General features: G+C 67.3%; 19 protein-coding genes. 13 read left to right on the top strand and 6 right to left on the bottom strand.

The genetic code is table 11. From position 1 onward, the window contains the following. The first annotated feature begins 51 nt into the window (after nucleotides 1–51). Entirely contained in the window at nucleotides 52–1,734 is a 1,683-nt protein-coding gene (hutU, locus tag GBZ48_RS05000) for a urocanate hydratase (RefSeq protein ID WP_174470023.1), read from the top strand. A 17-nt stretch (nucleotides 1,735–1,751) separates the two neighbouring features. On the opposite strand, the gene GBZ48_RS04995 is transcribed toward hutU, so the two are convergent. Then, complete coding sequence (locus GBZ48_RS04995; RefSeq protein ID WP_174470022.1) at nucleotides 1,752–3,080, bottom strand: GH1 family beta-glucosidase; 1,329 nt, start codon at nucleotides 3,078–3,080, stop codon at nucleotides 1,752–1,754. Nucleotides 3,081–3,281: 201 nt separating this feature from the next. Between GBZ48_RS04995 and GBZ48_RS04990 the strand changes: the two genes are divergently transcribed. Then, the gene (locus tag GBZ48_RS04990; RefSeq protein WP_174470021.1) at nucleotides 3,282–4,307 is read left to right on the top strand and encodes a hypothetical protein; all 1,026 of its coding nucleotides are present in this window, start codon (nucleotides 3,282–3,284) and stop codon (nucleotides 4,305–4,307) included. Between the two features lie 37 nt (nucleotides 4,308–4,344). On the opposite strand, the gene GBZ48_RS04985 is transcribed toward GBZ48_RS04990, so the two are convergent. From GBZ48_RS04985 to GBZ48_RS04975, 3 genes are all read right to left on the bottom strand, one after another. Next, nucleotides 4,345–5,424, bottom strand: coding sequence for a transglycosylase SLT domain-containing protein (locus tag GBZ48_RS04985; RefSeq protein WP_174470020.1), 1,080 nt, complete (start codon nucleotides 5,422–5,424; stop codon nucleotides 4,345–4,347). Between the two features lie 249 nt (nucleotides 5,425–5,673). Continuing rightward, nucleotides 5,674–6,135 (bottom strand): hypothetical protein, encoded by a 462-nt coding sequence (locus tag GBZ48_RS04980; protein ID WP_174470019.1) that lies wholly within the window; start codon nucleotides 6,133–6,135, stop codon nucleotides 5,674–5,676. Between the two features lie 271 nt (nucleotides 6,136–6,406). Further along, the gene (locus GBZ48_RS04975; protein WP_174470018.1) at nucleotides 6,407–7,858 is read right to left on the bottom strand and encodes a catalase; all 1,452 of its coding nucleotides are present in this window, start codon (nucleotides 7,856–7,858) and stop codon (nucleotides 6,407–6,409) included. 133 nt (nucleotides 7,859–7,991) lie between these two features. On the opposite strand from GBZ48_RS04975, the gene GBZ48_RS04970 reads away from it, so the two are divergent. The 3 genes from GBZ48_RS04970 (at nucleotide 7,992) to GBZ48_RS04960 (ending at nucleotide 12,550) form a co-directional block, all read left to right on the top strand. Beyond that, nucleotides 7,992–8,951 carry a LysR substrate-binding domain-containing protein gene (locus tag GBZ48_RS04970; protein ID WP_174470017.1) on the top strand — a complete coding sequence of 320 codons (960 nt, stop codon included), beginning with the start codon at nucleotides 7,992–7,994 and terminating at the stop codon, nucleotides 8,949–8,951. Between the two features lie 109 nt (nucleotides 8,952–9,060). Further along, nucleotides 9,061–11,412: a glycogen debranching protein GlgX gene (gene glgX / locus GBZ48_RS04965; protein WP_174470016.1), complete on the top strand. Its 2,352-nt coding sequence runs from the start codon at nucleotides 9,061–9,063 to the stop codon at nucleotides 11,410–11,412. 67 nt (nucleotides 11,413–11,479) lie between these two features. Continuing rightward, nucleotides 11,480–12,550, top strand: coding sequence for a zinc-binding metallopeptidase family protein (locus GBZ48_RS04960; protein WP_174470015.1), 1,071 nt, complete (start codon nucleotides 11,480–11,482; stop codon nucleotides 12,548–12,550). A 14-nt stretch (nucleotides 12,551–12,564) separates the two neighbouring features. Here the strand turns inward: GBZ48_RS04960 and GBZ48_RS04955 are convergent, their stop codons facing one another. Next, a complete protein-coding gene (locus GBZ48_RS04955) occupies nucleotides 12,565–14,256 on the bottom strand; it encodes a sensor domain-containing diguanylate cyclase (protein ID WP_174470014.1) in 1,692 nt (563 codons plus the stop codon). Between the two features lie 455 nt (nucleotides 14,257–14,711). Here GBZ48_RS04955 and GBZ48_RS04950 point away from each other — a divergent pair, with 455 nt between their 5' ends. The 5 genes from GBZ48_RS04950 to GBZ48_RS04930 all read left to right on the top strand — a co-directional run bounded on the left by GBZ48_RS04950 (nucleotide 14,712) and on the right by GBZ48_RS04930 (nucleotide 20,687). Next, on the top strand, nucleotides 14,712–15,818 hold the full coding sequence (locus GBZ48_RS04950) for a TRAP transporter substrate-binding protein (protein WP_174470013.1): 1,107 nt from the start codon (nucleotides 14,712–14,714) through the stop codon (nucleotides 15,816–15,818). Between the two features lie 311 nt (nucleotides 15,819–16,129). Beyond that, nucleotides 16,130–17,239, top strand: a complete 1,110-nt coding sequence (locus tag GBZ48_RS04945) for an ABC transporter ATP-binding protein (protein WP_174470012.1) — start codon at nucleotides 16,130–16,132, stop codon at nucleotides 17,237–17,239. A 67-nt stretch (nucleotides 17,240–17,306) separates the two neighbouring features. Beyond that, nucleotides 17,307–18,353 (top strand): ABC transporter substrate-binding protein, encoded by a 1,047-nt coding sequence (locus tag GBZ48_RS04940; RefSeq protein ID WP_174470011.1) that lies wholly within the window; start codon nucleotides 17,307–17,309, stop codon nucleotides 18,351–18,353. Nucleotides 18,354–18,609: 256 nt separating this feature from the next. Beyond that, complete coding sequence (locus GBZ48_RS04935; protein WP_174470010.1) at nucleotides 18,610–19,860, top strand: ABC transporter permease; 1,251 nt, start codon at nucleotides 18,610–18,612, stop codon at nucleotides 19,858–19,860. After that, entirely contained in the window at nucleotides 19,857–20,687 is an 831-nt protein-coding gene (locus GBZ48_RS04930) for an ABC transporter permease (protein WP_174470009.1), read from the top strand. The genes GBZ48_RS04935 and GBZ48_RS04930 overlap by 4 nt, the downstream gene beginning before the upstream one ends. A 45-nt stretch (nucleotides 20,688–20,732) precedes the next feature. Here the strand turns inward: GBZ48_RS04930 and GBZ48_RS04925 are convergent, their stop codons facing one another. After that, the gene (locus tag GBZ48_RS04925) at nucleotides 20,733–21,299 is read right to left on the bottom strand and encodes a cupin domain-containing protein (RefSeq protein WP_174470008.1); all 567 of its coding nucleotides are present in this window, start codon (nucleotides 21,297–21,299) and stop codon (nucleotides 20,733–20,735) included. Nucleotides 21,300–21,518: 219 nt separating this feature from the next. On the opposite strand from GBZ48_RS04925, the gene GBZ48_RS04920 reads away from it, so the two are divergent. The 3 genes from GBZ48_RS04920 to GBZ48_RS04910 all read left to right on the top strand — a co-directional run bounded on the left by GBZ48_RS04920 (nucleotide 21,519) and on the right by GBZ48_RS04910 (nucleotide 25,682). Continuing rightward, nucleotides 21,519–22,979, top strand: coding sequence for an NAD-dependent succinate-semialdehyde dehydrogenase (locus tag GBZ48_RS04920; protein ID WP_174470007.1), 1,461 nt, complete (start codon nucleotides 21,519–21,521; stop codon nucleotides 22,977–22,979). Between the two features lie 31 nt (nucleotides 22,980–23,010). After that, the gene (gene gabT, locus GBZ48_RS04915; protein ID WP_174470006.1) at nucleotides 23,011–24,300 is read left to right on the top strand and encodes a 4-aminobutyrate--2-oxoglutarate transaminase; all 1,290 of its coding nucleotides are present in this window, start codon (nucleotides 23,011–23,013) and stop codon (nucleotides 24,298–24,300) included. A 179-nt stretch (nucleotides 24,301–24,479) separates the two neighbouring features. After that, nucleotides 24,480–25,682, top strand: coding sequence for a CaiB/BaiF CoA transferase family protein (locus GBZ48_RS04910; protein WP_174470005.1), 1,203 nt, complete (start codon nucleotides 24,480–24,482; stop codon nucleotides 25,680–25,682). Nucleotides 25,683–25,722 lie beyond the last annotated feature (40 nt).

The following is a 25,722-nucleotide window of genomic DNA, read 5'->3' as shown; positions in this document are numbered from 1 at the left end:
CAAGAACCGATCCTAGAAACGCACATCCCTCCCACCAGGAGCCATCACCAGATGTCATCCCGCCTCGACAACCAGCGCGTCATCCGTGCCCCGCACGGCCCCGAACTGAGCTGCAAGAGCTGGCTCGCCGAGGCGCCGATGCGCATGCTGATGAACAACCTCGACCCCGACGTGGCGGAACGGCCGCAGGAGCTGGTCGTCTATGGCGGCATCGGCCGCGCCGCCCGCGACTGGGAAAGCTTCGACCGCATTGTCTCGGCACTGAAGACTCTCAACGACGACGAGACGCTGCTGGTCCAATCGGGCAAGCCGGTCGGCGTCTTCCGCACCCATGCCGACGCGCCGCGCGTGCTGATCGCCAACTCCAACCTCGTGCCGCGCTGGGCGACCTGGGAGCATTTCAACGAGCTGGACCGCAAGGGTCTGGCGATGTACGGCCAGATGACCGCCGGCAGCTGGATCTACATCGGCAGCCAGGGCATCGTGCAGGGCACCTACGAGACCTTCGTCGAGGCCGGGCGCCAGCACTACAACGGCGACCTCAAGGGCAAGTGGATCCTGACCGGCGGGCTCGGCGGCATGGGCGGGGCGCAGCCGCTGGCCGCCACCATGGCCGGCGCCTGCATGCTGGCGGTCGAATGCCGCCCCAGCAGCATCGAGATGCGCATCCGCACCGGCTATCTCGACCGCCACACCGCCGACCTGGACGAGGCGCTGGCCTGGATCAACGAGGCCTGCGCAAAGGGCGAGGCGATCTCGGTCGGCCTGCTCGGCAACGCCGCCGACGTCTTCCCCGAACTGGCGCGCCGCGCCGGCACCGACATCAAGGCCCGGCCGCACATCGTCACCGACCAGACCTCCGCCCATGACCCGGTGAACGGCTACCTGCCGCAGGGCTGGACGCTGGAGGAGTGGGAGAGCGCCCGCGAAAGCCAGCCCACCGCCGTCGCCGCCGCTGCCCGCAAGTCGATGCGGGTGCAGGTGGAAGCCATGCTGGCCTTCCACGCCATGGGCATCCCGACCGTCGATTACGGCAACAACATCCGGCAGATGGCGAAGGAGGAGGGGCTGGAGAACGCCTTCGACTTCCCCGGCTTCGTCCCCGCCTATATCCGTCCGCTGTTCTGCCGCGGCGTCGGTCCCTTCCGCTGGGCGGCCCTGTCGGGCGACCCGGAGGACATCCGCAAGACCGACGCCAAGGTGAAGGAGCTGATCCCCGACGATCCGCACCTGCACAACTGGCTCGACATGGCGGCCAAGCGCATTCAGTTCCAGGGCCTGCCGGCCCGCATCTGCTGGGTGGGCCTCGGGCAGCGCCACCGCCTCGGCCTCGCCTTCAACGAGATGGTGAAGTCGGGCGAGCTGAAGGCCCCCATCGTCATCGGCCGCGACCATCTCGACAGCGGCTCGGTCGCCAGCCCGAACCGCGAGACCGAGGCGATGAAGGACGGCACCGACGCCGTTTCGGACTGGCCGCTGCTGAACGCGCTGCTGAACACCGCCAGCGGGGCGACCTGGGTCAGCCTGCACCATGGCGGCGGTGTCGGCATGGGCTTCTCGCAGCATTCGGGCATGGTCATCGTCTGCGACGGCAGCGACGCGGCGGCCAAGCGGGTCGAGCGCGTGCTGTGGAACGACCCGGCCACCGGGGTGATGCGCCACGCCGACGCCGGCTATGACATCGCCATCGACTGCGCCAAGGAGCAGGGGCTGAACCTGCCGTTTCTGAAGTAACCGACGCCTCGGGGGGCTCACGCCCCCCGGATCAGGTCCGAATACCAGCGCGCGGACTCCTTCGGGATCCGCGCCTGGGTTTCGAAATCCACGCGCACGATGCCGAACCGCGTGCCGTATCCGCCGCCCCATTCGAAATTGTCCAGCAGCGACCAGACGAAATAGCCACGCACGTCGGCCCCCAGCCGTTTCGCCTCCGCCATCGCCGCGATGTAGGCCTGGAGGTAGGACAGCCGCTCCGCATCCATGACCCGCCCCTCCGCGTCGGGCGTCTCCGCCGCCTTGGTGCCGTAGCCGTTCTCCGTCACATAGACCGGCAGGCGGTAGCGCCGGGTCAGGTCGAGCAGCGTGTCGCGGAAACAGCCGGGATCGTAGGGCCAGTCGATGGCCGTCCGCTTCATCCCCGGCGGCGGCGAGCCGAAGCCGAAGCCCCAGATCAGGCTGTCGTCCTTGCGACCATAGACCGGGGCGTAATGGTTCAGCCCGAACCAGTCCACCGGCCGGGCGATGCGCGCCATATCACCGGGCTGCACATAGGGCTCGATGGCCTCGGCGACGCGGCGCGGGTAATGGGCCAGCAACTGCGCATCAGGGAAGGCGCGGTTCCAATGCTCGTCGAACAGGGCCGCCGCCTCGACATCCTCCGGCCGGTCGGTCTCCGGCCGCATCGGCTGGACGCTGTGCACCGCGCCGATGGAGGCATCCGGCACCATGGCGCGCAGCACATCGACCCCGGCGCCATGGGCGAGGTTGACGTGGTGGATCACCTTCAGGTGGGTGGTGCGGTCGGCGATGCTGGGCGCCCCCCAGCCGAAGGCCCAGCCGAACAGCGTGAAGACCGAGAACTCGTTGAAGGTGGCCCAGCGCTTGACCCGGTCGCCGTAACGCCGGGCGCAGAGGGCGGCGTAATCCTCGAACCAGCCGATGCTGTCGCGGGTGGCCCAACCGCCCATGTCCTGCAGGACCTGCGGCAGATCCCAGTGGTAGAGGCAGAGCCAGGGCTCGATCCCCTTGTCCAGCAGCCGGTCGATCAGCCGGTCGTAGAACTCCAGCCCCTTGCCGTTCGGCGCCCCGCGCCCGCGCGGCAGCACCCGCGGCCAGGAGACGGAGAAGCGGTAGGCCTGCAGGCCCAGCTCCGCCATCAGATCGACGTCCTGCGGCATCCGGTGATAGTGGTCGCAGGCGACGTCGCCGCTGTCGCCGTTGTCGACCCGGCCCTTCAGCTTGCAAAACGTGTCCCAGATGCTGGGCGCCCGCCCGTCGGCCTCGGCCCCGCCTTCGATCTGATAGGCGGAGGTGGAGGCGCCCCACAAGAAGTCTCTGGGAAAAACCGGACGTTCGGCCATGGCGGATCACCCGAATGGAGAGTGCCGGAATCCTACCCCTTTCCCGTCGGCGGGGAAGGGGCCAATCGTCGCTGGCGGCGGCGCTGGCGGACACCACCATCCGCCGGGTAATCCGTCACCATATCGCGGTCGACAGGACGGCGTGGCGCTCCTATGGTCTCGCCGACCGGACGAGCGAATTCAGAAAGGAACGGGCGCATCATGGCGAAAAAGGACGGAGTCAACGGCAAGGGCGGCCAGTTCAGCGGGACGCCGGCCGACCGGCTGGTCCGGCTGTGGCGCAACAACGACGAACGCTTCGGCGCCCTGCTCGACGAGGTGCTGGACGGCAACCGCCAGGGCGTGATCGAGGCCGCGGTGGGCAAGCTGCGCGAGGAGGAGAGCTACGACTTCATGGACGAGGTCGAGGCCTTCTCGGAAACGGCGCAGAGCACCGACGAGCAGGGCGACCCGACCCTGTCGACCCTGTTCTGGCTGGCGCTGGAGGTCGATGGCCGGCTGGACGAGCCGCCGTCGGTCGATACCATCGAACGCGCGCTGGATTCGGCCGGGCTGCTGGAGAAGGCGTCCGACATGCGCCTGCTGCCGCTGTGGCTGGATCCGGAACCGCTGTCCTACCTTGAGGCCGCCGACCGCCGCACCCTGCTGCGCCGCCTGATCGACTCGACGGAGGCGGCAGAGGCCTTCGTGCGCGAACAGGATCTGGTCGCCGCCCCCGACGACGCCGGCATCCGCCTCGTCGGCGTGGTCGGTCTGGTGATCGAGGAGGATGCCGAGCAGGAGGGCGAGGCGATGCCCGACCCGCTCAACCTCGGCTTCGCCGGCGAGGGCCAGGAGATGGAGATCGACCCCATCGAGCAGGAGCGCATCCGCCAGTCGATGGCCGCCTTCGCCGAGGCGGTCGGCGCCGCCGACCCGCGGGTCAAGCGCTGCGAGCCGGTCGGCGGGCTGAACGACCTGCTGGACTTTACCGCCGAAGGCGTCTGGCCGGACGACGTGGATGCCAGCTTCGACGAGGTCAACGACTTCCTCGATATCGCCGGCAACGAGACCGGCGACGGCGTCCTCGACGTGACGGTGAGCGAGGGGCCGGACGGCTTGCATCTGCGCGCCTACAACTCCGACGGCGTGCTGCTGGACGAACGGTCGTTTGACCTGAGCGGCGACCGTGCGGACGAGGCGCTGGCCCTGATCAAGCGCCGCTGCCGCCGCGTCAGCGAAGGCTGAGCGGCAATAGGGCCGAGGGGTGGGGGTCGGGGGCCGGTCAGGCCCCCGGCGCCACCACGAAGCAGGCCATGCCCTGGTTGACCAGCCCGCTGCAGGCGTTGGCCGCGTCCTGCTGCGACAGGCCTGACAGGCGGGCGCGGTAGAGCGGCCCGGTCTGGGTATCCACCGCCTGCACGATCCTCTGCGAGCGCGACAGCACCGGCACCGAGCTGCGGGCGCGGTCGATCACGCGCTGGCTGTCGTCGGGCGAGCGGAAGGCGCCGAGTTGCACCGTCCACACCCCGCCGCCGGCCGTCGCGGCCCCCGCCATCGTCGCCACCGGCCGCGGTGCCGGAGCGTCGGGGGTGGAGGTGTCGGGTGCCACCACGCGCACCGCCGGTGCCGGGGCCGGAGCGGGGGAGGGCAGGGCCGCCACCGCGATGGGCGGGCGGCTGGCTGCCGGCCGGCTGCTGGCGGGCGGCGTGTAGGACGGCGCCGGATTGACGGGGGCCGAATAGGAGGAGGACGGCCGCGCGTAGGGCGAGCCGTAATCCGGCGGCGAATCGGACGAGGTGGATGGCGGCGCGCTGACCAGCACGATGTCGGCGCCGTTGGGAGCCGGGGTGCGGTTCAGCCGCGGCCCGACCGACGCGATGTAGCGCTTGGTCTCGCCCGGCAGGGTGCGCTTGCCGGCCAGATAGTCGCCGTAGCAGCCGGGACCGCAGTTGTAGGCGCCGAGGAAGCCCGGTGCGCCGAACAGATTGTACATCTCGCGCAGGTAGGCGGTGCCGGCGATGATGTTGTCATGCGGATCGAAGGGGTCGGAGCCCAGATTGTGCTTGCGCCGCATCTCGTCATAGGTCGCGGGCATCACCTGCATCAGGCCCATGGCGCCGGCCTTGCTGACGATCGGTTTGCCGTTGACGGTTGTGCGCCCGCCGCTCTCCTGGCGGATCACCTCGCGGATCCACAGCTCCGGCATGTCGAACCGCTTGGATGCCTCTGCGACATGGGCATCGACTTCCTCCGGAGAGGCAACGCGATGTGAACCGCCCCCGCTGGCGCAGGCGCTCAGCAGGGCGGTCAGGGCGGCGCAGGTCAGCAACGGCTTCAGGCGACGCACGGAACCCCCGGTCATCGTTCAGTTCAATCTTTTGGATAAGCCCGATTTGGAGGTACGGACATTTGCACATTCCCGGCCCGCCGTAAACCGTCCCAGCTGTGACCTTCGACGCGGCCGGAGAGCGCGGAGGGGGAGGGGGCTGTCTAGTCCTTCGGACGCGCAAGCGGCCGTCCGGGCATCTGCCGTCCGGTGCGGCCTATGGCGGGATTTCCGTCGCCGGATTTTCGGGCCATCGGCTTTCGCGGCTTTCAGCTCTCCCGGCCCTCAGCTCTCCCGGTCGTCGTCCGGATCGCGGCGGGTTGCCAGTTCGCGCATCAGCCGCTCCTTGGCGGTCTTCCGGCTCGGCCGGCCGCCGCCGCGCCCGAACAGCCCGCCCAGCAGACCGCCGGGCTTCGGCGCGTCCTCCGGCTCCTCGGTCATCTGGGCGCGCTCCGCCTCGCGCCGGGCCAGCATGGCGGCACGGTCGACCAGCGGGTTGCGCAGCCGGCGCGGCAGCGCCTTGAAGGCGAGGTTGGCGCGTTCCAGGTCGGTGAGATCCTCGGTGGAGCGGGCGATGCGCAGCGCCACCCGCAGCAGGTCGAGCCGCCACGCATCCTCCGGCGCATGCGGCAGCGTCTCCGCCGCCGCCAGCAGGGTGTCCAGCCCCTTGCCGGTCAAGGCGCTGGTGGATCGTTCCCCGCCGGATTGCTCCCCATTGGGTCTGTCGGTGTCGCGGTCCCGTCCCATTCCGTCATCGAAGCTGTCGCACCGAAGGCGGACTTTAGGACGCCGACCGCCGCTTTGTCTGCCCCCAAGCGGGGGCCACACCGTTTGGGTGGGGGAGGGAGGATGGTCTGACGAAGAAAAGCCCCCTTCCCGTCGCCGGGAAGAGGGCTTCAAGTCAGTCGGGGAACTGCGCGGCTGGATGCCGGCAACCATGCCGGCGCCCGCGGGGGCAGGCGCGGCATCTCGAGGCCGGCCCCTCCGCGGGTGCCGCGGAAGGGCCGGAGCGTTCACATCACTCCGCGGCCTGCGCCACGGTCAGGCCCAGCCGCTTCGCCACGCCCTCGCCATAGGCCGGGTCGGCGGCCAGGAAATGCATCAGCTGGCGCTGCTGGATGTTCAGCGGGGCGTTGCGCAGGCTGCCGGCGATGTTGTCCATCAGGCGGTCCTGCGCTTGCCCACCGATCAGGCGGAAGAGGGCGCCTGCCTGGGCGTAGTCGTCATTGCCCTCGCGGTGGTCGTAGTGCGCGGCGTCGCCGCTGATGCGCAGCGGCGGCTCGCTCGCCACGCCGGTCTGGGTCGGGCCGCCGAAGCTGTTCGGCTCGTAGTTCGGCCGGCCGCCGCCGTTGCCGTCGGTGCGCATGGCGCCGTCGCGCTGGTAATTGTGCACCGGGCAGCCCTGCGGCTTGTTCACCGGGATCTGGGCGTAGTTGCCGCCCAGCCGGTAGCGGTGGGCGTCGGCATAGGCGAACAGCCGGCCCTGCAGCATCTTGTCCGGGCTGAAGGAGATGCCGGGCACCACGCTGGCCGGGCTGAAGGCCGACTGCTCGGTCTCGGCGAAGAAATTCTCCGGATTGCGGTTCAGCACCAGCTCGCCGATCTCGACCAGCGGGTAATCGGCATGCGGCCAGACCTTGGTCAGGTCGAACGGGTTGATGCGGTAGCCGTCGGCCTCGACCTCCGGCATGATCTGCACCGAGACGGTCCAGGCCGGGAAGTCGCCGTCCTCGATGGCGGCATACAGATCGCGGGTGGCGTGGTCGGGGTCGATGCCGCTCATGGTTTCCGCCTGTTCGGCGGTCAGGTTCTGGATGCCCTGGCGGGTCTTGAAGTGGTACTTGACCCAGAAGCGCTCGTTGGCCGCATTGATCCAGGAGAAGGTGTGGCTGCCGAAGCCGTCCATGTGGCGATAGCCGCGCGGGGTGCCGCGGTCGCTGAACAGGATGGTCAGCTGGTGCATCGTCTCCGGCGACAGCGAGAAGAAGTCCCACATGGCGGTGGGGTCCTTCAGGTTGGTGGCCGGGTTGCGCTTCTGGGTGTGGATGAAGTCCGGGAACTTCAGCGGATCGCGCAGGAAGAAGACCGGCGTGTTGTTGCCGACCAGATCGTAGTTGCCCTCTTCCGTATAGAACTTCACCGCGAAGCCGCGCGGGTCGCGGGCGGCATCGGCGGACCCCTTCTCGCCACCGACCGTCGAGAAGCGCAGGAAGACATCCGTCTCCTTGCCCACGCCGGACAGGAAGGCGGCCTTGGTCCACGCCGTCACGTCGCGGGTAACGCGGAAGGTGCCATAGGCGCCGGCACCCTTGGCATGCACCACCCGCTCCGGAATGCGTTCGCGGTTGAAGTGGGCCAGCTTCTCGATCAGGTGGAAATCCTGGAGCAGCAGCGGACCGCGCGGCCCGGCGCTCAGCGAATTCTGGTTGTCGGGAACGGGCTGGCCGAAGCTGGTGGTCAGGGTGCTCATCCGGATCATCCTCGTTGGGGCGGTGTCGCCTGAAGCGGCGTCATTGTCTCGCCCCTGGTTATCCGGTGTCTTGAACGATATATCCAAGACATAGAAGGAAATGCACCAATAGGCGCCGTCTATGAATGTCTCTATGAATATCGCCGGCCTATCCCTGCGTGACCTGGAATATGTCGTCGCCGTCGCCGAGCTGCGCCATTTCGGCCGTGCCGCCGAACGCTGCGCCGTCAGCCAGCCGTCGCTGAGCGCCCAAATCCGCAAGCTGGAGGAACTGCTCGGCCTTTCCCTGTTCGAGCGGACCAGCCGCAAGGTCCTGCTGACTCCGCGCGGCGAGGCCATCGTGGCGCAGGCCCGCGTCGTGCTGGAGGAGGCGCGGCGCCTGCTGGCGCTGGCCGACGGGTCGGACGGGGCGCTGAGCGGACGGCTGCGGCTGGCCGCGATCCACACGCTCGGCCCCTACCTGTTCCCGCATATCCTGCCGCTGTTGCGCACCTCATGGCCCGACCTGACCCTGATTCTGTCGGAGGGCCGCACCGACAGCCTGCTGGACGAGCTGCGCGACGGCCGGCTCGACGCCGTTCTGCTGGCCCTGCCGATGGACAGCGACGGGCTGACCGCCGAAGCGCTGTTCTTCGAACCCTTCCTGCTCGCCCACCCTGCCGGCCATCGCCTGTGCGGCGCTCCCCACCTGTCGCTGGGCGATCTCGATCCGGCGGAGCTGCTGCTGCTGGAGGAGGGGCATTGCCTGCGCGATCAGGCGCTGGCCGCCTGCGGCCTCAGCGCGCGGGGGGGCGGTGTGCATGCGACCGGGCTGGAAACCCTGCGCCATATGGTGGCTGCCGGGGCGGGCTGCACCCTGATGCCGTTGCTGGCGACCAGGGGGGAGGAGGGCCGGACCGCCACCGTCGGCGGGCTGGTCGATTACCGTCCTTTCGATGGGGCATCCGCAGGGGTGCGGCCGCCCGGCCGCGTCATCGGTCTGGTCTGGCGGACCAGCGATCCGCGCGACCGCGGCCTGCGCGATCTGGCGGCCTTGCTGCGCCGCACTCTGCCGCCGGGCACGGAATCCGTTCTATCCCGAAGAGATGACTGAGGCGGGAGGAACAAGCGCCCATCGGCCGGGTTGAAGGCTCGGTTCGTGCTCCTCACTGTCCAAGAGGACCGGACAATGACTTTCGATCCAGGCGGAGAAACGGGCGACCATGGCAAATATCCTGAAACAGGCAACGCGGCTCGGTGAAGGATTGCCCTTTCCGCTGGGCGCGACATGGGACGGGCTTGGCGTCAACTTCGCCTTGTTTTCGGCAAACGCCACCAAGGTTGAACTGTGTCTGTTCGATGAAAGCGGCGAGGAGGAGCTTGAGCGCATCGAGCTTCCCGAATTCACCAACGAGATCTGGCACGGCTATCTGCCCGACGCCCGCCCCGGCCTGCTCTACGGCTACCGCGTGCATGGCCCCTACGAGCCTGAGAACGGTCACCGCTTCAACGCGAACAAGCTGCTGCTGGACCCCTACGCCAAGGAGCTGGTCGGCGAGATCCGCTGGAACCCGGCCCATTTCGGCTATGTCATGGAGTCGGGCGACGACCTGACCTTCGACGAGCGCGACAGCGCGCCATTCATGCCCAAGTGCAAGGTGATCGACCCCGCCTTCACCTGGGGCCGCGACCTGAAGCCCGGCACCGCCTGGGACCGCACCATCTTCTACGAAACCCATGTGAAGGGCTTCACCAAGCTGCATCCGGCGGTGCCCGACAGCCTGCGCGGCACCTATGGCGGCATGGCGGTGAAGGAGGTCGTCGACTACATCAAGTCGCTCGGCGTCACCTCGGTGGAGCTGCTGCCGGTTCATGCCTTCGTCCAGGACCAGCATCTGGTCGACAAGGGGCTGGCCAACTATTGGGGCTACAACTCCATCGGCTTCTTCGCGCCGGAGCCGCGCTATGCCGCGTCGGGCAATACGATCAAGGAATTCAAGGAGATGGTCGCCCATCTCCACAATGCCGGGCTGGAGGTGATCCTCGACGTCGTCTACAACCACACGGCCGAGGGCAACGAGCGCGGTCCGACCCTGTCCTTCAAGGGCATCGACAACGCCTCCTACTACCGCCTGCTCCCGGACCAGAAGCGCTACTACATCAACGAGACGGGGACTGGCAACACCGTCAATCTCAGCCATCCGCGCGTGCTGCAGATGGTGACCGACAGCCTCCGCTACTGGGCGACGGAGATGCATGTCGACGGTTTCCGCTTCGACCTCGCCACCATCCTCGGTCGGGAGCCCTATGGCTTCGACGAGGGCGGCGGCTTCCTCGACAGCTGCCTCCAGGACCCGATCCTCAACAGTGTCAAGCTGATCGCCGAGCCGTGGGACTGTGGCCCCGGCGGCTATCAGGTCGGCAACTTCCCGCCGGGCTGGGCGGAGTGGAACGACAAGTTCCGCGACACCGTCCGCGCCTTCTGGAAGGGCGACGAGGGCAAGCTGCCGGAGGTGGCGCCGCGGCTCTGCGGCTCGGGCGACGTCTTCAACAAGCGCGGCCGCAAGCCCTGGGCCAGCGTGAACTTCATCACCGCCCATGACGGCTACACGCTGAACGACCTCGTCTCCTACAACGACAAGCACAACGAGGCGAACGGCGAGGGCAACAACGACGGCCACTCCCACAATCTGTCCTGGAACCATGGGGCGGAGGGGCCGACCGACGATCCGGAGATCAAGTCGCTCCGTGAGCGCCAGAAGCGCAACCTGCTGGCGACGCTGCTGCTGTCCCAGGGCTCGCCGATGCTGCTGGCCGGCGACGAGTTCGGCAACACCCAGCATGGCAACAACAACGCCTATTGCCAGGACAACGAGACGGCCTGGCTGAACTGGGACGACATCGACGAGGACGGCCAGTCGCTGATCGAGTTCGTCCGCCGCGTCATCGCCATCCGCCAGTCCTTCCCCATGCTGCGCCGCGGCCGGTTCCTGTCGGGCGAATACAACGCCGAGTTCGACGTCAAGGACGTCACCTGGTTGACCCCCGCCGGCGACGAGATGGAGGAGGGCCATTGGCACGACGGCAACGCCCGCTGCCTCGGCATGCTGCTGGACGGCCGCGCCCAGGCCAGCGGCATCAAGCGCCCGGCGATGGACGCCACCCTGCTGCTGGTCATCAACTCCCACCATGACGTGGTGGAGTTCACCCTGCCGGAGGTGACCGGCGGCAGCGTCTGGCGTTGCCTGCTCGACACCAACCTGCCCGACCCGGACGAGGTGCCGCGCGTCAACACCGGCGAGGGCTATATGGTGACCGGCCGCTCGCTGCTGCTGCTGGCGCTGGAGCCGGACGGCAAGACCTCCTTCGCGCTCCGCCGCGCCGCCCGCGCCCTGCGCAACGTCGCCGAGAGCCCGACTCTGTCCTTCGCCGAGGAGAGCACGGAGGCGGAGAAGCCGGTGGAGACCCCGGTAGAGACCGTCGAGGCTGAGGAGACGAAGGAGCCGGCCGAGGCCGAAGCGGCTGCGGAGCCCGCAGCGGTGACGGGCGAAGCCCCTGCGAAGAAGTCCAGCTGACCCATCGCCTTGTTTCCCCCCTCTCCTCCAAGGGAGAGGGGGCCTCCCGGACCCCGGATCGCCCGCCATGAAACTTTACGAATGCCAGAACTGCCACCAACCTCTCTATTTCGAGAACACGCTGTGCGAGCGCTGCGGATACCGGCTCGGCTATCTGCCGGATGTGGGAACCCTGTCGGCCATCGACCCGACCGACCATGACGGGGTGTGGAGCGCGCTCGCCACCACCGAACCGCTCTACAAATTCTGTGCGAACGCCGAGCTGGACGCCTGCAACTGGATGCTGCCGGCCGATTCGGCCGACACCCACTGCGCCGCCTGCCGGCACAACCACATCATTCCCGACCTGTCCGACACCGACAACCTGACGCGCTGGCGCAAGCTGGAGCTGGCCAAGCATCATCTGTTCTACACCCTGACCAACCTGAAGCTGCCCTTGCAGACCCGGATCGAGAATCCGGAGGAGGGGCTGGCCTTCGATTTCCTGACCGACACGGTGGCCCCCGACGGTACGGTGACGCCGGTGCTGACCGGCCATGCCAACGGCCTGATCACCATCAATGTCGCCGAGGCCGACGATGCCGAGCGCGAGAAGCGCCGCACCGACATGGGTGAGCCCTACCGCACGCTGCTCGGCCATTTCCGGCACGAGATCGGCCATTACATCTGGGACCGTCTGGTGCGCGACGACCCGGCCCTGCTGGAGCGCTTCCGCGCTCTGTTCGGCGACGAGCGGGAGGATTACGGCGAAGCGCTGAAGCGCCATTACGCCAACGGCGCGCCGGCCGACTGGCAGGCGAACTTCGTCAGCACCTACGCCACCGCCCACCCTTGGGAGGATTTCGCGGAAACCTGGGCGCACTATCTGCACATCGTCGACACGCTGGAGACCGCCCGAGCCTTCGGCCTGAAGATCCGGCCGCGCATCACCGAGGGGGCCGAACTGGAGGCGGAGGTCGACTTCAACCCGCACAAGGCCCGGCGGATCGAGGATCTGATCGAACCCTGGCTGCCTCTGACCTATGCGGTGAACAGCCTGAACCGCAGCATGGGCCAGCCGGACCTCTACCCCTTCATCCTGTCGCCCGCGGTGATCGAGAAGCTGGGCTTCATGAACGGGATGGTGCGGGGGCTGTAGCGGATGCCGGCTCCCTAGCCCTCCGCCGCCATCGCCGACCGCATCCAGCGCACCGCGCGGTTGCGCCCGTCACGCTTCGCCTTGTAAAGCGCGGCGTCGGCGTGGCGCATCACCGTCGCCATGTCGCGGTCGTCCTCTGGCCAGGAGGCGATGCCGATGGAACAGCCGACCCTGATCCGCTCGCCGTTGAACGACACCGGTTCGTTGACGGCGGCGATGATCCGGGCGGCCAATTCCCCGGTGTCCGGGGCGGCGCGGCCGGCGCGGCGGGGAAGCACGGCGGCGAACTCGTCGCCGCCCAGCCGGGCGACCACGTCGTCGTCGCGGAAGATGCTGGCCAGCCGGCCGCCGATCTGGCGCAGCACGACATCGCCGGCATCGTGGCCCAGCCGGTCGTTCACCGGCTTGAAGCCGTCGAGATCGATGTACATCACCGTCGCCGAGCCGCCGCCCGTGCCGGTGGAGGCCTCGACATACTGCTCGAAATAGCGCCGGTTCGGCAGCGCCGTCAGCCGGTCCTCGTAGGCGATGTCCTCCAGCCGCATCAGCGCGGCGTCCTTGTTGGTCAGGCTGTCGATCATCTCGCGCAGCGCAGCCGAAAGCCGGCGGATTTCCGCCGCACCGCCGACGTCGGGGATCGCGACCCCGCGCTCGCCCTTGCCGATCTGTTCGGCGGCATCGGCGATGCCGCCCAGCGGGCGGGCGATGCGGCCGGCGGCGATCCAGCCGATCCCGCTGAACAGCAGGGCCAGCAGCACGCCCACCCCGATGATCATCGCCCGCAGGCGGTCGGTCTCGGCATAGACGATGTCGGCCGGCTGGCTGGCGACAACGGTCCAGCCCAGCCCGGCATAGTCGTGCAGCCCCTTGCCGTGTGCGACGCCGGTCACATAGGTGATGCCGTCGGGCCAGACCTCGCTGCGCCAGCCATCGCGCAGCCTGGAGTTCAGCGTCGCCACCGGCAGGGGCTTCCCGACGGCCGAATCGGGGCCGATCAGCACGGTTCCGTCGGCCGACAGGATGTAGAGCGTCAGCCCCTTGTGGTCGGAGAGCGGTTCGACCAGCTGCCGGATCAGGGCATGCGCCCATTCCCAGCTGTAATGGGTCGCCAGCACACCCACCGTGCTGCCGTCGGCCTTTTGCAGCGGGGCGGACACATCGACGAATTTCGGGGTCTCGCCTTCCAGGTAGGGCACCTTGCCACGCAGCGCCACCGCCTCGTGGACATCGCCGACGAACAGGCCCTTCATGCCTTCCTGATGGACCGGACGGCTGGAGATGTCGGCCCCCATCAGCAACCCGTTGGATGCGGCGACCACCTTTCCCTTCACGTCGGTCATGCCGATCCAGGCGATGGTCGGGTCGCGACGCTTCAGCTCGTCGATGGTGGATTGTGCCACCGCCGGGTCCTTCAGCGCTTCGATCCGCGACAGCGCGGCGATCTGGTTGGCGCGCGCCCACATCGTGGAATCGAGCTGCCGCGCCAGCGACTGCGCCAGCCCGGTCATCGAGTTGCCGACCTCCTTCGCCAGCGCGTCCGCAGCACCGTTGCCGACCACCAGCCCCTTAACCAGCGTCGAGCCGAGCAGGAGCAAAGCCACGGTGACCGCAACGGTCGCCCGCAAGCCGATGGCCCGGCCCGGCTTGCGGGCGGGCATGATGTGCTGTCCGGCAGTGCTGCCGCTCGGCTGTCCAATGGCCGTCATCGTGGCATGATCCTTTCGGGCGATCTCGGCCCAGGCCGGATAAGGAACGGTCTGTGAAGACGCTCTATCATCCCAGCCCTTTATAAAGGGTCAAGCGGAACCATGACTTTACTGTGCAATCTGCGGGCGTGTCCGGTCGCGCCGTCGACCCGTTTCGAGCGCATGGCGATCAAAAAAGTTCGCAAAGCTGACTTTCAGCATATTGCGTAAAAAGGAAAAGGCCGCTAGCTATACAGCCGCGGCCCGAGTTTAGGGAGGAAACGCCTGAAAGGCGCTAGAAACAACAAATAATGCTGCGTCGCCGAAAATCCAGCCCGATGAGGCTGGATTTTTCGTTTCCGCCGCAAGAATCTTCCTCGCCGCGCTGTTGCCCTTGTCGAAGGGGGATTCCCCGGACGGTTGGTTGCGCTATCATGTCGGCCCAACGAACCATAAGATCGGGAAGAGTCCTCATCATGAAACGGCGTGCGTTTCTCACCAGCGCCGGTGTCGGCCTTGCCGCCGCCGGGACCGCCGGGACCGTCGCGGCTCCGGCCATCGCGCAGTCCTCCCAGCCCGAGATCAAGTGGCGCATGGCGTCGAGCTATCCCAAGAGCCTCGACACCATCTATGGCGCGGCCGAATTCATCGCCAAGCGCGTGTCCGACGCCACCGACGGCAAGTTCCAGATCCGCACCTTCGCGGCCGGCGAGATCGTGCCGGCGTTGCAGGTGCTGGACGCCGTGCAGAACGGCACGGTCGAGTGCGGCCAGTCGGCGGCCTATTTCTATGTCGGCAAGGACCCGACCTTCTGCTTCGACACCGCCATGCCCTTCGGCCTGAACACCCGCCAGCACATCGCCTGGATGATGCATGGCGGCGGGCTGGAACTGATGCGGGAGGTGTTCAAGGACTACAACATCCACCACATCCCCGCCGGCAACACCGGCGCCCAGATGGGCGGCTGGTTCCGCAAGGAGATCAAGAGCCTGGAGGATCTGAAGGGCCTGAAGATGCGCATCGGCGGTCTGGTCGGCCAGATCCTGACGCCCTTCGGCCTCGTGCCCCAGCAGCTCGGCGGCGGCGACATCTATCCGGCGCTGGAACGCGGCACCATCGACGCGGCGGAGTTCGTCGGCCCCTATGACGACGAGAAGCTCGGCTTCCAGAAGGTCGCCAAATACTACTACTACCCCGGCTGGTGGGAGGGTTCCGCCCAGATCCCGCTGATGTTCAACATGCAGGCCTGGGAACAGCTGCCGAAATCCTACCAGACCATCCTGGAGCAGGCCTGCTGGGAGGCCAACAGCTGGATGATCGCCAAGTACGACACGCTGAACGCCGCGGCGCTGAAGCGTCTGGTCGGTGCCGGCGCCGTGTTGCGTCCCTTCCCGCGCGACATGATGCAGGCCTGCGAGAAGGCGGCGTTCGAATTCTACGACAAGCTGGCCGCCAGCAATCCCCGCTTCAAGAAGGTCTATGACGGCTGGAAGCCGTTCCTGGAGCAGGAGCGCCTGTGGTTCCGCGTCGCCGAGAACGGCTTCGACAGCTTCGTCTACAGCCAGGCGGCGCAGCAGAGATAAGTGGGGTTGGGGCGGGTCGCCTGCGGCGATTCGCCCCTCCCTTCGCGGCAAACACTGATTTTCATGCCGCCGTATGTCCGCTATCTCGATCATCGGTCTTCTCAATCGCACGCGGATGGAGCACACTGACGGTCTAAGTGTGGGCATCGCCTTCGCATTTGCACAAAAAATCGGCAAACTGTTGAATTGATCAAGACATAGTCATTCCTCTTGTCTATTTTCTTAAACGCGTGTTACCGTCAGGGCCAGAAAGACGGACCGGGCCGGGGTGGCGTACCCGGCCGCAGGTCGCCTGTGACGGGAGCGGACGGATGGACGGCGGGATGATCGCGACGACAGATACCCTGGTGCGCTTCACCGGGGTGCAGAAGACCTACGATGGCGAGCATCTCGTGGTGAAAAGCCTCGATCTCGACATTCGCAAGGGCGAATTCCTGACGCTGCTGGGGCCGTCGGGGTCGGGCAAGACCACCACGCTGATGATGCTGGCCGGGTTCGAAGTGCCGACCCATGGCGACATCTTCATCGGCGACCGGCCGATCAAGAACGTGCCGCCGCACAAGCGCGACATCGGCATGGTCTTCCAGAACTACGCCCTGTTCCCCCACCTGACCATCGAGGAAAACGTCGCCTTCCCGCTGTCGGTCCGCGGCGTTTCCAAGGCGGAAACCAAGGAGCGGGTGGCCGCCGCGCTCGACATGATCAAGCTCGGCAACCTCGCCGGCCGCCGTCCCGGCCAGCTGTCGGGCGGCCAGCAGCAGCGCGTGGCGCTCGCCCGCGCCCTGGTCTTCAACCCGGCCCTGGTGCTGATGGATGAGCCGCTGGGCGCGCTGGACAAGCGCCTGCGCGAGCATATGCAGCTGGAGATCAAGCGGCTGCACGAGACGATGGGCCTGACCGTCGTCTACGTTACCCACGATCAGGGCGAGGCGCTGACGATGTCCGACCGCATCGCGGTCTTCAACGACGGCATCGTCCAGCAGATCGACCGGCCGGACGCGCTGTACGAGCGGCCGGTGAACAGCTTCGTCGCCAACTTCATCGGCGAGAACAATGTTCTGAGCGGCGTTGTCGAAAATATCGAACAGGGCTGGGCGCGGGTCGCGCTGGATGCCGGCGGTTCGGTGGTGGCGCAGGCGGTGAACATCGGCGGCGCCGGCAACCGCACCTCGCTGTCGCTCCGCCCGGAACGCGTGGCCATCGAGACCGGCGACAGCGGCGACAGCACGATGAACCGGCTGCCGGCGACGCTGACCGACCTGATCTATCTCGGCGACCACACGCTGGCGGTGCTGAGCACCCCGGCCAACCCGGAATTCATGGTCAAGCTGCCAGCCGGCTCCTACGCCGGCCTGGCGCCGGGCCAGGACGTCTATATCGCTTTCCGCCCGGAGGACTGCCGGGCGCTCGATCCGGTCTGAGGACGTGGTTCCTCAGCACCAGGGTGCCTTCCAGCAACAACAACCACGACGAATAAGGACGGGGATCATGTCGAAGATTAAGGTGGCTCTCGGTTTCGCTGCGACCTTCACCGCCCTCACGGCCCTGTCATCGGCGGCCAGCGCCCGCGACCTCACCGTCGTGTCGTGGGGCGGCGCCTATCAGGACGTCCAGAAGAAGGTGTATTTCGAGCCGTTCAAGGCCAGCGGCACGGCGATGAACGACGAGTCCTGGGACGGCGGCGTCGGTGTCCTGCGCGCCAAGGTCCAGGGCGGCGCCTCGACCTGGGACGTGGTCCAGGTCGAGAGCGAGGAACTGGCGCTCGGCTGCGACGAGGGTCTGTACGAGAAGATGAACTTCTCCAAGATCGGCGGCGAGGATGCCTATCTGCCGTCGACGGTCAACGCCTGCGGCGTCGGCGCCATCGTCTATGACTTCGTCCTGGGCTACGACAAGGACAAGCTGAAGGACGCGCCGAAGAGCTGGGCCGATTTCTTCGACACCAAGAAGTATCCGGGCAAGCGCGGCCTGCGCCAGGGCGCCAAGACCACGCTTGAGATCGCGCTGATGGCCGACGGCGTGGCGCCTGCCGACGTCTACAAGGTTCTGGGCACCGAGGCCGGCATCGACCGCGCCTTCAAGAAGCTCGACACCATCAAGAACGACATCGTCTGGTGGAAGGCCGGCGCCCAGCCGCCGCAGCTGCTGGCTTCGGGCGAAGTGGCGATGACCTCGGTCTATAACGGCCGCATCGACGCCGCCAACAAGAACGAGAAGAAGAACTTCGGCATGGTGTGGAACGGCGCGCTCTACACCGTCGACAGCTGGGTCATCCTGAAGGGCAGCCCGAACGTCGATGCCGCCTACAAGTTCCTGAGCTTCGTCGGCAAGCCGGAGAACCAGGCCAAGCTGTCCGAAGGCATCGCCTACGGCACGTCGAACAAGAAGGCCCCGTCGCTGCTGCAGAAGGCGGTCCTGACCGACCTGCCGACCGCGCCGGACAACATGAAGAACGCGATCGAGATCAACACCGATTTCTGGCTGGAGAACATCGACCGCCTGACCGAGCGCTTCAACAAGTGGGCGGCCAAGTAAGCGTTAGCTTTACGAAAGAGCACTTCCTCTCCCTCTCCCCCCCGGGGAGAGGGTCGGGGTGAGGGGGATGCACAGCGGCACGCATCGGGCCGATAAGCGCCTCCCCCACTTAAGTTTTTTGGCGGACCATTTCCCGCCCTTCGGTGACCGGACGCCATGCGTCCCCCTCACCCATCCCCTCTCCCCGGGGGGGAGAGGGGATGGTCCCGGATTTCGGGGCTTTATGCACCTGCGTCTTTCCAACAGGACAATGCCGATGACAGCCGCATTCGTTGCCGGCGCCGACGTGCCGTTGAAGCGTCGATTGAAACGGGCCGAGCGGGCCCGGCAGTTCCGTGCGCTGGGTCTGGTGCTGCCGCTGCTGGCCTTCCTGCTGTTCACCTTCGTCGTGCCGCTCGCCGGCATGATCTGGAAGTCCGCGGACGACTGGGAGGTGCCGCAGGTGATGCCGCAGACCGTCGCGGCGCTGGAGCATTGGAACGGCCAGGGCCTGCCCGACGAGGCCGCCTTCGCCGCACTCGCCGCCGACATGCGCACCGCGCGCGAGGCCGGAACGCTGGCCGTCGCGGCCAAGCGGTTGAACTACATCGTCAACGGCTACCGGACGACGCTGCTCTCCACCGCGCGCAAGCTGAAGGAGCAGCCCGCTCCCGGCACCGCGAAGGAGACGATGATCGGCCTCTCGCCCGCCTGGGGCGAGCGCGAGAGCTGGACGGCGATCAAGAGCGCCAGCGGCCCGGTCACCAGCTATTACCTGCTGGCCGCGGTCGACCTGACCCGCAACGCCGACGGCGCCATCGTGGCCGCCCCGCCGGATCAGGCGATCTACCGCGACGTCTTCATCCGCACCTTCACCATCGGCTTCGGGGTCACGGCGCTCTGCCTGATCCTGGGATTCCCGGTCGCCTATCTGCTGGCGAACCTGCCGACCGGCCGGTCGAACCTGCTGATGATCTTCGTGCTGCTGCCCTTCTGGACCTCGCTCCTGGTGCGCACCTGCGCCTGGATCGTGATCCTGCAGAGCGAGGGCATCGTCAACGGCTCGCTGCAATGGCTGGGCGTGATCGACGAGCCGATGCGGCTGATCTACAACCGCTTCGGCGTCTACATGGCGATGACCCATGTGCTGCTGCCCTTCATGATCCTGCCGCTCTACAGCGTCATGCGCGGCATCTCGCCGGCCTACATGCGGGCCGCCGCCTCGCTGGGCGCGCCGCCGGCGACCGCCTTCCTGCGCATCTATCTGCCGCAGACCATTCCGGGCATCGGCGCCGGCTGCCTGCTCGTCTTCATCCTGGCCATCGGCTACTACATCACGCCGGCGCTCGTCGGCGGGGCCGCCGACCAGATGATTTCGTCCTTCATCGCCTTCTACACCACGGAAACGGTCAACTGGGGCCTCGCCTCGGCGCTGGGTGCGGTTCTGCTGCTCTCCACGCTGGTGCTGGCGGTGGTCTACGGCAAGCTGGCGCTCGGCCGCCAGACGACGGGAGGTCTGAAGAATTGAGCGCGAACCATTCCCCCCAGACCGCCAGCCAGCGTTTCGCCTGGATGGCGACGGTCGTCGCCTCCACGCTGGTGTTCATCTTCCTGATGGCGCCGATCCTGGCGATCGTGCCGCTCTCCTTCAGCTCCAGCACCTACCTGACCTATCCGCTGCCCGGCCTGTCGCTGCGCTGGTACGAGGATTTCCTCGGCTCGGCCCGCTGGATGAACGCGCTGAAGAACAGCGTCATCATCGGCGTGGCGTCGTCCATGCTGTCGATGGCGCTGGGGACGCTGGCCTCGCTGGGGCTGGCCCAGTGGAAGAGCAAGTGGAAGCCGCTGGTGCTGGCCATCGTGCTGTCGCCGATGGTGGTCCCGGTCGTCATCACCGCGGTCGGCGTCTATTTCTTCTTCGCGCCGCTGGGGCTGACCGGCAACTATCTCGGCCTGATCCTGGTCCACACCGCGCTGGCGACCCCCTTCGTCGTCATCACCGTGTCGGCGACCCTGCAGAGCTTCGACATGACCTTGGCGAAGGCCGCCGCCTCGCTCGGCGCGCCGCCGCTGCTGACCTTCCGCAAGGTGATCCTGCCGCTGATCCTGCCGGGTCTGGCGTCGGGTGCCCTGTTCGCCTTCGCCACCAGCTTCGACGAGGTGGTGACGGTGCTGTTCCTCGCCGGGCCGGAGCAGCGCACGCTGCCGCGTGAGATGTTCAGCGGCATCCGCGAGAACATCAGCCCCACCATCACCGCGGTGGCGGTGGTGCTGACGGTGATCTCGGTCTGCATGCTGTCGACGCTGGAAATCCTGCGCCGGCGCAACGAGCGGCTGAAGGGGAACGCGGAGTAGGGGAGTGGCCGACGGGGAGGGGAGTGTGCTCCTCCCCGATTCCGCTCACAGATAGGGCGGGGTGCAGGCGCTGATCAGCTCGCACTCGATGTCGCCGACGTTGCGGAACCGGTGCGGCACGCGGCTGTCGAAGAAATAGGCGTCGCCGGGGCCGAGAAGCTGTTTGCGGTCACCCACCGTCAGCTCGATCTGGCCCTTGATGACGATGCCGCCCTCTTCGGACTCGTGTTGCAGCATGGTGCGGCCGGTGTCGGCGCCGGGGGCGTAGCGTTCATGGAGGATTTGCAGGTTGCGGCTGCGCAGGTCGCCGACCTGCCGGAAGGAAACCTGGCCGACGGTGCCCTTCAGCTCGCCGGCCAGTTCGATCAGCTCGTCGCCCTTGAAGAAGATCTGCTCGGGCGGCGGCAGGTCATCGGAGGAGAAGAATTCGGCCAAGGTCATCGGGATGCCCTGAAGCACCTTGCGCAGCGACGACACGGACGGGCTGCTGCGATTCTGCTCGATCAGCGAGATCGTGCCGTTGGTCACTCCGGCCCGCTGGGCGAGCGCCCGCTGCGACAGCCCATGCTGCTCGCGGATCTGCTTCAACCTGGCGCCGACATCGAATTCCATCACCGGACTCCTGCTCCTCACCCACTCTAGGCAATAGCCCATTCGCGCAACCCCGTCATCAGAATATGAACAGCTAAACAGGGGTTGTTTAATTTATTAAACATGGTAGGCTTCTGTCCAAGGTCCAGGCCCCCGCGCAGGAAATCCTTGAATGCCAAGGAAGTTTTCGCCGGGCGCGGCCGGCCGGTTCCATAATCCTTCATCCAGGGCGGATCGAACATGCTGTCGCTGAACGACCAGGGCCTTCTCCGAACCAAGGGCTACGTGAACGGTGCGTGGCGCGCGGCCGACTCCGGGAAGAGCTTCCCGGTCACCAACCCCGCCACCGGCGCCGTCATCGCCGAAGTGTCCGACATGGGCGCGGCCGAGACGCGCGCGGCGATCGACGCCGCCAACGCCGCCCTGCCGGCGTGGAAGGCCAAGACCGCCAAGGAGCGCGCGGCCATCATGCGCCGCTGGTACGAGCTGATCCTCGCGGCGCAGGAGGATCTGGCCCAGCTGATGACCGCCGAGCAGGGCAAGCCGCTGACCGAATCGCGCGGCGAGGTCGTCTATGGCGCGTCCTTCATCGAGTGGTTCGCGGAGGAGGGCAAGCGCGCCTATGGCGACGTGATCCCGAGCTTCGCCGCCAACAAGCGCATCGTCGTGCTGAAGGAGGCCATCGGCGTCGTCGCGGCGATCACGCCGTGGAACTTCCCGAACGCCATGATCACCCGCAAGGTGGCTCCGGCGCTGGCCGCCGGCTGCACCGTGGTGGTCAAGCCGGCCGAGGACACCCCGCTGTCGGCGCTGGCGCTGGCCGAACTGGCCGAGCGCGCCGGCTTCCCGGCCGGCGTCTTCAACATCGTCATGGGCAGCGAGCCGGCCGCCATCGGCAACGAGCTGACCCACAGCCCCATCGTCCGCAAGGTCAGCTTCACCGGCTCGACCGAAGTCGGCAAGCTGCTGATGCGGCAGGCCGCCAGCACGGTCAAGAAGGTGTCGCTGGAGCTGGGCGGCAATGCCCCCTTCATCGTCTTCGACGACGCCGACCTGGACGAGGCGGTCAAGGGCGCCATGGCGTCGAAGTACCGCAATGCCGGCCAGACCTGCGTCTGCGCCAACCGCCTGCTGGTCCAGGCCGGCGTCTATGACGCTTTCGCCGCCAAGCTGGCCGAGGCGGTCAAGGCGTTGAAGGTCGGCGACGGCACCGAGCCCGGCGTCACCCAGGGTCCGCTGATCAACGCCGACGCCATCGCCAAGGTGGAAGAGCTGATGGGCGACGCGCTGGAGAAGGGCGCCACCGTCGCTCTCGGCGGCAAGCGCCACGCGCTGGGCGGCACCTTCTTCGAGCCGACCATCCTGACCGGCATCACCACCGAGATGCGCGTTGCCCGCGAGGAGATCTTCGGCCCGGTCGCCCCGCTGTTCAAGTTCGAGACGGAAGAGGACGCCATCCGCATGGCGAACGACACCGAGTTCGGGCTTGCCGCCTATTTCTACAGCCGCGACATCGGCCGCGTCTGGCGCGTGGCGGAAAAGCTGGAATACGGCATCGTCGGCATCAACGAGGGCATCATCTCGACCGAGGTGGCTCCCTTCGGCGGCGTCAAGGAGTCCGGCATCGGCCGCGAAGGCTCCAAGTACGGCCTCGATGATTTCATGGAAGTCAAATATCTCTGCGTCGGCCTCGGCGCCTGACCCCCAAGGGAAAAGACAAAGGAAAGTGAACATGACCACCAACCAGTCCTTCGTCGCCCGTCGCGAGGCCGCCGTCTCCCGTGGCATCTCCGCCGGCATGCCCTTCTACATCGACCGTGCTGAGAATGCCGAGATGTGGGACATCGAGGGCAAGCGTTTCATCGACTTCGCCGGCGGCATCGCCGTGCTGAACACCGGCCACCGCCACCCGAAGGTGATGGAGGCGGTGAAGGCGCAGCTGGAGCGTTTCACCCACACCTGCGCGATGGTCACGCCCTATGACAGCTTCGTCGAGCTGGCGGAAAAGCTGAACGCGCTGGTCCCTGGCCCGACCCCGAAGAAGACCGCCTTCTTCACCACCGGCGCCGAGGCGGTCGAGAACGCCGTCAAGGTCGCCCGCGCCGCCACCGGCCGTCCGGGCGTGGTCGCCTTCTCCGGCGGCTTCCACGGCCGGACGCTGCTGACCATGGGCCTGACCGGCAAGGTCGTGCCCTACAAGGTCGGCTTCGGCCCGTTCCCGGCCGAGATCTTCCACGTGCCGTTCCCCAACGCCTATCGCGGCATCAGCGAGGCGGAGAGCCTGAAGGCGCTGGACACCCTGTTCAAGTCCGACGTCGATCCGGCCCGCGTCGCCGCGATCATCATCGAGCCGGTGCAGGGCGAGGGCGGATTTAACATCGCCAGCCCGTCCTTCCTCCAGTCGCTGCGCGCGGTCTGCGACAAGCACGGCATCGTCATGATCGTCGACGAGATCCAGACCGGCTTCGCCCGCACCGGCAAGATGTTCGCCGTCGAGCATGCCGGGATCGAGCCGGACCTCGTCACCATGGCGAAGAGCCTGGCCGGCGGCTTCCCGCTGTCGGCGCTGACCGGCAAAGCGGAACTGATGGACGCCCCGGTTCCGGGCGGCCTCGGCGGCACCTATGCCGGCAGCCCGCTGGCGACCACCGCGGCGCTGGCCGTCATCAACGTCATCGAGGAAGAGAAGCTGGTCGAGCGCAGCGAGCAGCTGGGCGAGCGCATCGCCGGCCGCTTCCGCACCATGGCCCAGCGCAACAGCCTGTCGGTCATCGGCGACGTCCGCAACCTGGGCGCCATGGTCGCCATGGAACTGGTCACCGACCGCGAGACCAAGGAGCCGGCCGCCGACCTGACCAAGGCGCTGGTCGCCAAGGCGGCGGAAAAGGGCCTGATCCTGCTGTCCTGCGGCACCTACGGCAACGTGATCCGCGTGCTGGTCCCGCTGACCGCCTCCGATGCCCTGGTCGATGAAGGACTGGACATCATCGAGCGGTCGCTGGAAGAACTGGTGTCGGCGTAACGGGACTCCCTCTCCCGCCCCGGGAGAGGGAAGGGGCCCAAGCAAAGCTTGGGAAGGGTGAGGGGTAGTGCAAGGATATGAATCCATGTCCGGATCACCCCTCACCCTCCCGCCTTCGGCGGGTCCCTCCCTCTCCCGGGACGGGAGAGGGTGATAAGAACCAACAGGAGGAAGACACCTTGGCCGGACCCTTGTCGCACATCCGGGTGCTGGAGCTGTCGCGCGTGCTGGCCGGGCCGTGGTCGGCGCAGACGCTGGCCGATCTCGGCGCCGACGTGATCAAGGTGGAACGGCCGGGTGCCGGCGACGATACCCGCGCCTGGGGGCCCCCCTGGGCCGGCGACCAGTCGGCCTATTTCCTGTCGACCAACCGCGGCAAGCGGTCGATCACCATCGACTTCGAACGGCCGGAAGGGCAGGAGCTTGTCCGCAGGCTCGCCGCCCAGGCCGACGTCGTCATCGAAAATTTCAAGGTTGGCGGACTGGTCAAATACGGCCTCGACTATGACAGCCTGAAGGCGGTCAACCCGCGGCTGGTCTATTGCTCGATCACCGGCTTCGGCCAGACCGGGCCGTACCGCAACCGCGCCGGCTACGATTTCATGATCCAGGGCATGGGCGGACTGATGAGCATCACCGGCCAGCCCGACGGCGAGCCGGGCGGCGGTCCGGTCAAGGTCGGCGTCGCGGTGACCGACATCTTTACCGGCCTCTACGCCACCATCGGCATCATGGGCGCGCTCGCCCACCGCGACCGCACCGGCGAGGGGCAGCAGGTCGATCTGGCCCTGCTCGACGTGCAGGTGGCGGTGCTGGCGAACCAGGCGATGAACTGCCTGGTCGGCGGCAAGGCGCCGCAACGGCTCGGCAACGCCCATCCGAACATCGTGCCCTATCAGGCCTTCGCCACCCGCGACGGCTACATCATCCTGGCGGTCGGCAACGACGGCCAGTTCGCCAAGTTCTGCACGGTCGCCGGCCGCCCCGATCTGGCGAAGGACGAGCGCTACGCCACCAACCCGGCCCGCGTCGCCAACCGCAAGGAGCTGGTGGCCCTGCTGGAGGAGCTGATCCGCACCCGCGACAGCCAGGACTGGCTGGGCGCGCTGGAGCAGGTCGGCGTGCCCTGCGGCCCGATCAACGATCTGGCCGCGGTCTTCGAAGACCCGCAGGTCAAGGCCCGTAACATCCACCAGAATCTGCCGCACCCGACCCAGGGCAGCGTGCCGACGGTGGCGAGCCCGATCCGCTACAGCGGCACCCCCCTGGTCCACGACACCGCCCCGCCGACGTTGGGCCAGCACACCGACACGGTGCTCGCCGAATCCCTCGGCCTGGGCGAGGCCGACATCGCCGCCCTGCGCGAGAAGGGCGTGATCTGATCGCCGAAGAAGGGGCCGGAAAGCGCTGACCTTCCGGCCC

It is taken from the genome of Azospirillum melinis, from assembly GCF_013340935.1.
In the GTDB taxonomy this organism is placed as follows: Bacteria; Pseudomonadota; Alphaproteobacteria; order Azospirillales; family Azospirillaceae; genus Azospirillum; species Azospirillum melinis.
Note: the sequence above shows the minus strand (reverse complement) of the source record. Positions and strands in the feature narration are given on the sequence as shown.

What these genes read in the sequence shown, in the direction of transcription:
- hutU (WP_174470023.1), top strand. Translation starts at nt 52, where the DNA reads ATGTCATCCCGCCTCGACAACCAGCGCGTCATCCGTGCCCCGCACGGC.
- GBZ48_RS04995 (WP_174470022.1), bottom strand. Translation starts at nt 3,080, where the DNA reads ATGGCCGAACGTCCGGTTTTTCCCAGAGACTTCTTGTGGGGCGCCTCC.
- GBZ48_RS04990 (WP_174470021.1), top strand. Translation starts at nt 3,282, where the DNA reads ATGGCGAAAAAGGACGGAGTCAACGGCAAGGGCGGCCAGTTCAGCGGG.
- GBZ48_RS04985 (WP_174470020.1), bottom strand. Translation starts at nt 5,424, where the DNA reads ATGACCGGGGGTTCCGTGCGTCGCCTGAAGCCGTTGCTGACCTGCGCC.
- GBZ48_RS04980 (WP_174470019.1), bottom strand. Translation starts at nt 6,135, where the DNA reads ATGGGACGGGACCGCGACACCGACAGACCCAATGGGGAGCAATCCGGC.
- GBZ48_RS04975 (WP_174470018.1), bottom strand. Translation starts at nt 7,858, where the DNA reads ATGAGCACCCTGACCACCAGCTTCGGCCAGCCCGTTCCCGACAACCAG.
- GBZ48_RS04970 (WP_174470017.1), top strand. Translation starts at nt 7,992, where the DNA reads ATGAATATCGCCGGCCTATCCCTGCGTGACCTGGAATATGTCGTCGCC.
- glgX (WP_174470016.1), top strand. Translation starts at nt 9,061, where the DNA reads ATGGCAAATATCCTGAAACAGGCAACGCGGCTCGGTGAAGGATTGCCC.
- GBZ48_RS04960 (WP_174470015.1), top strand. Translation starts at nt 11,480, where the DNA reads ATGAAACTTTACGAATGCCAGAACTGCCACCAACCTCTCTATTTCGAG.
- GBZ48_RS04955 (WP_174470014.1), bottom strand. Translation starts at nt 14,256, where the DNA reads ATGACGGCCATTGGACAGCCGAGCGGCAGCACTGCCGGACAGCACATC.
- GBZ48_RS04950 (WP_174470013.1), top strand. Translation starts at nt 14,712, where the DNA reads ATGAAACGGCGTGCGTTTCTCACCAGCGCCGGTGTCGGCCTTGCCGCC.
- GBZ48_RS04945 (WP_174470012.1), top strand. Translation starts at nt 16,130, where the DNA reads ATGGACGGCGGGATGATCGCGACGACAGATACCCTGGTGCGCTTCACC.
- GBZ48_RS04940 (WP_174470011.1), top strand. Translation starts at nt 17,307, where the DNA reads ATGTCGAAGATTAAGGTGGCTCTCGGTTTCGCTGCGACCTTCACCGCC.
- GBZ48_RS04935 (WP_174470010.1), top strand. Translation starts at nt 18,610, where the DNA reads ATGACAGCCGCATTCGTTGCCGGCGCCGACGTGCCGTTGAAGCGTCGA.
- GBZ48_RS04925 (WP_174470008.1), bottom strand. Translation starts at nt 21,299, where the DNA reads ATGGAATTCGATGTCGGCGCCAGGTTGAAGCAGATCCGCGAGCAGCAT.
- GBZ48_RS04920 (WP_174470007.1), top strand. Translation starts at nt 21,519, where the DNA reads ATGCTGTCGCTGAACGACCAGGGCCTTCTCCGAACCAAGGGCTACGTG.
- gabT (WP_174470006.1), top strand. Translation starts at nt 23,011, where the DNA reads ATGACCACCAACCAGTCCTTCGTCGCCCGTCGCGAGGCCGCCGTCTCC.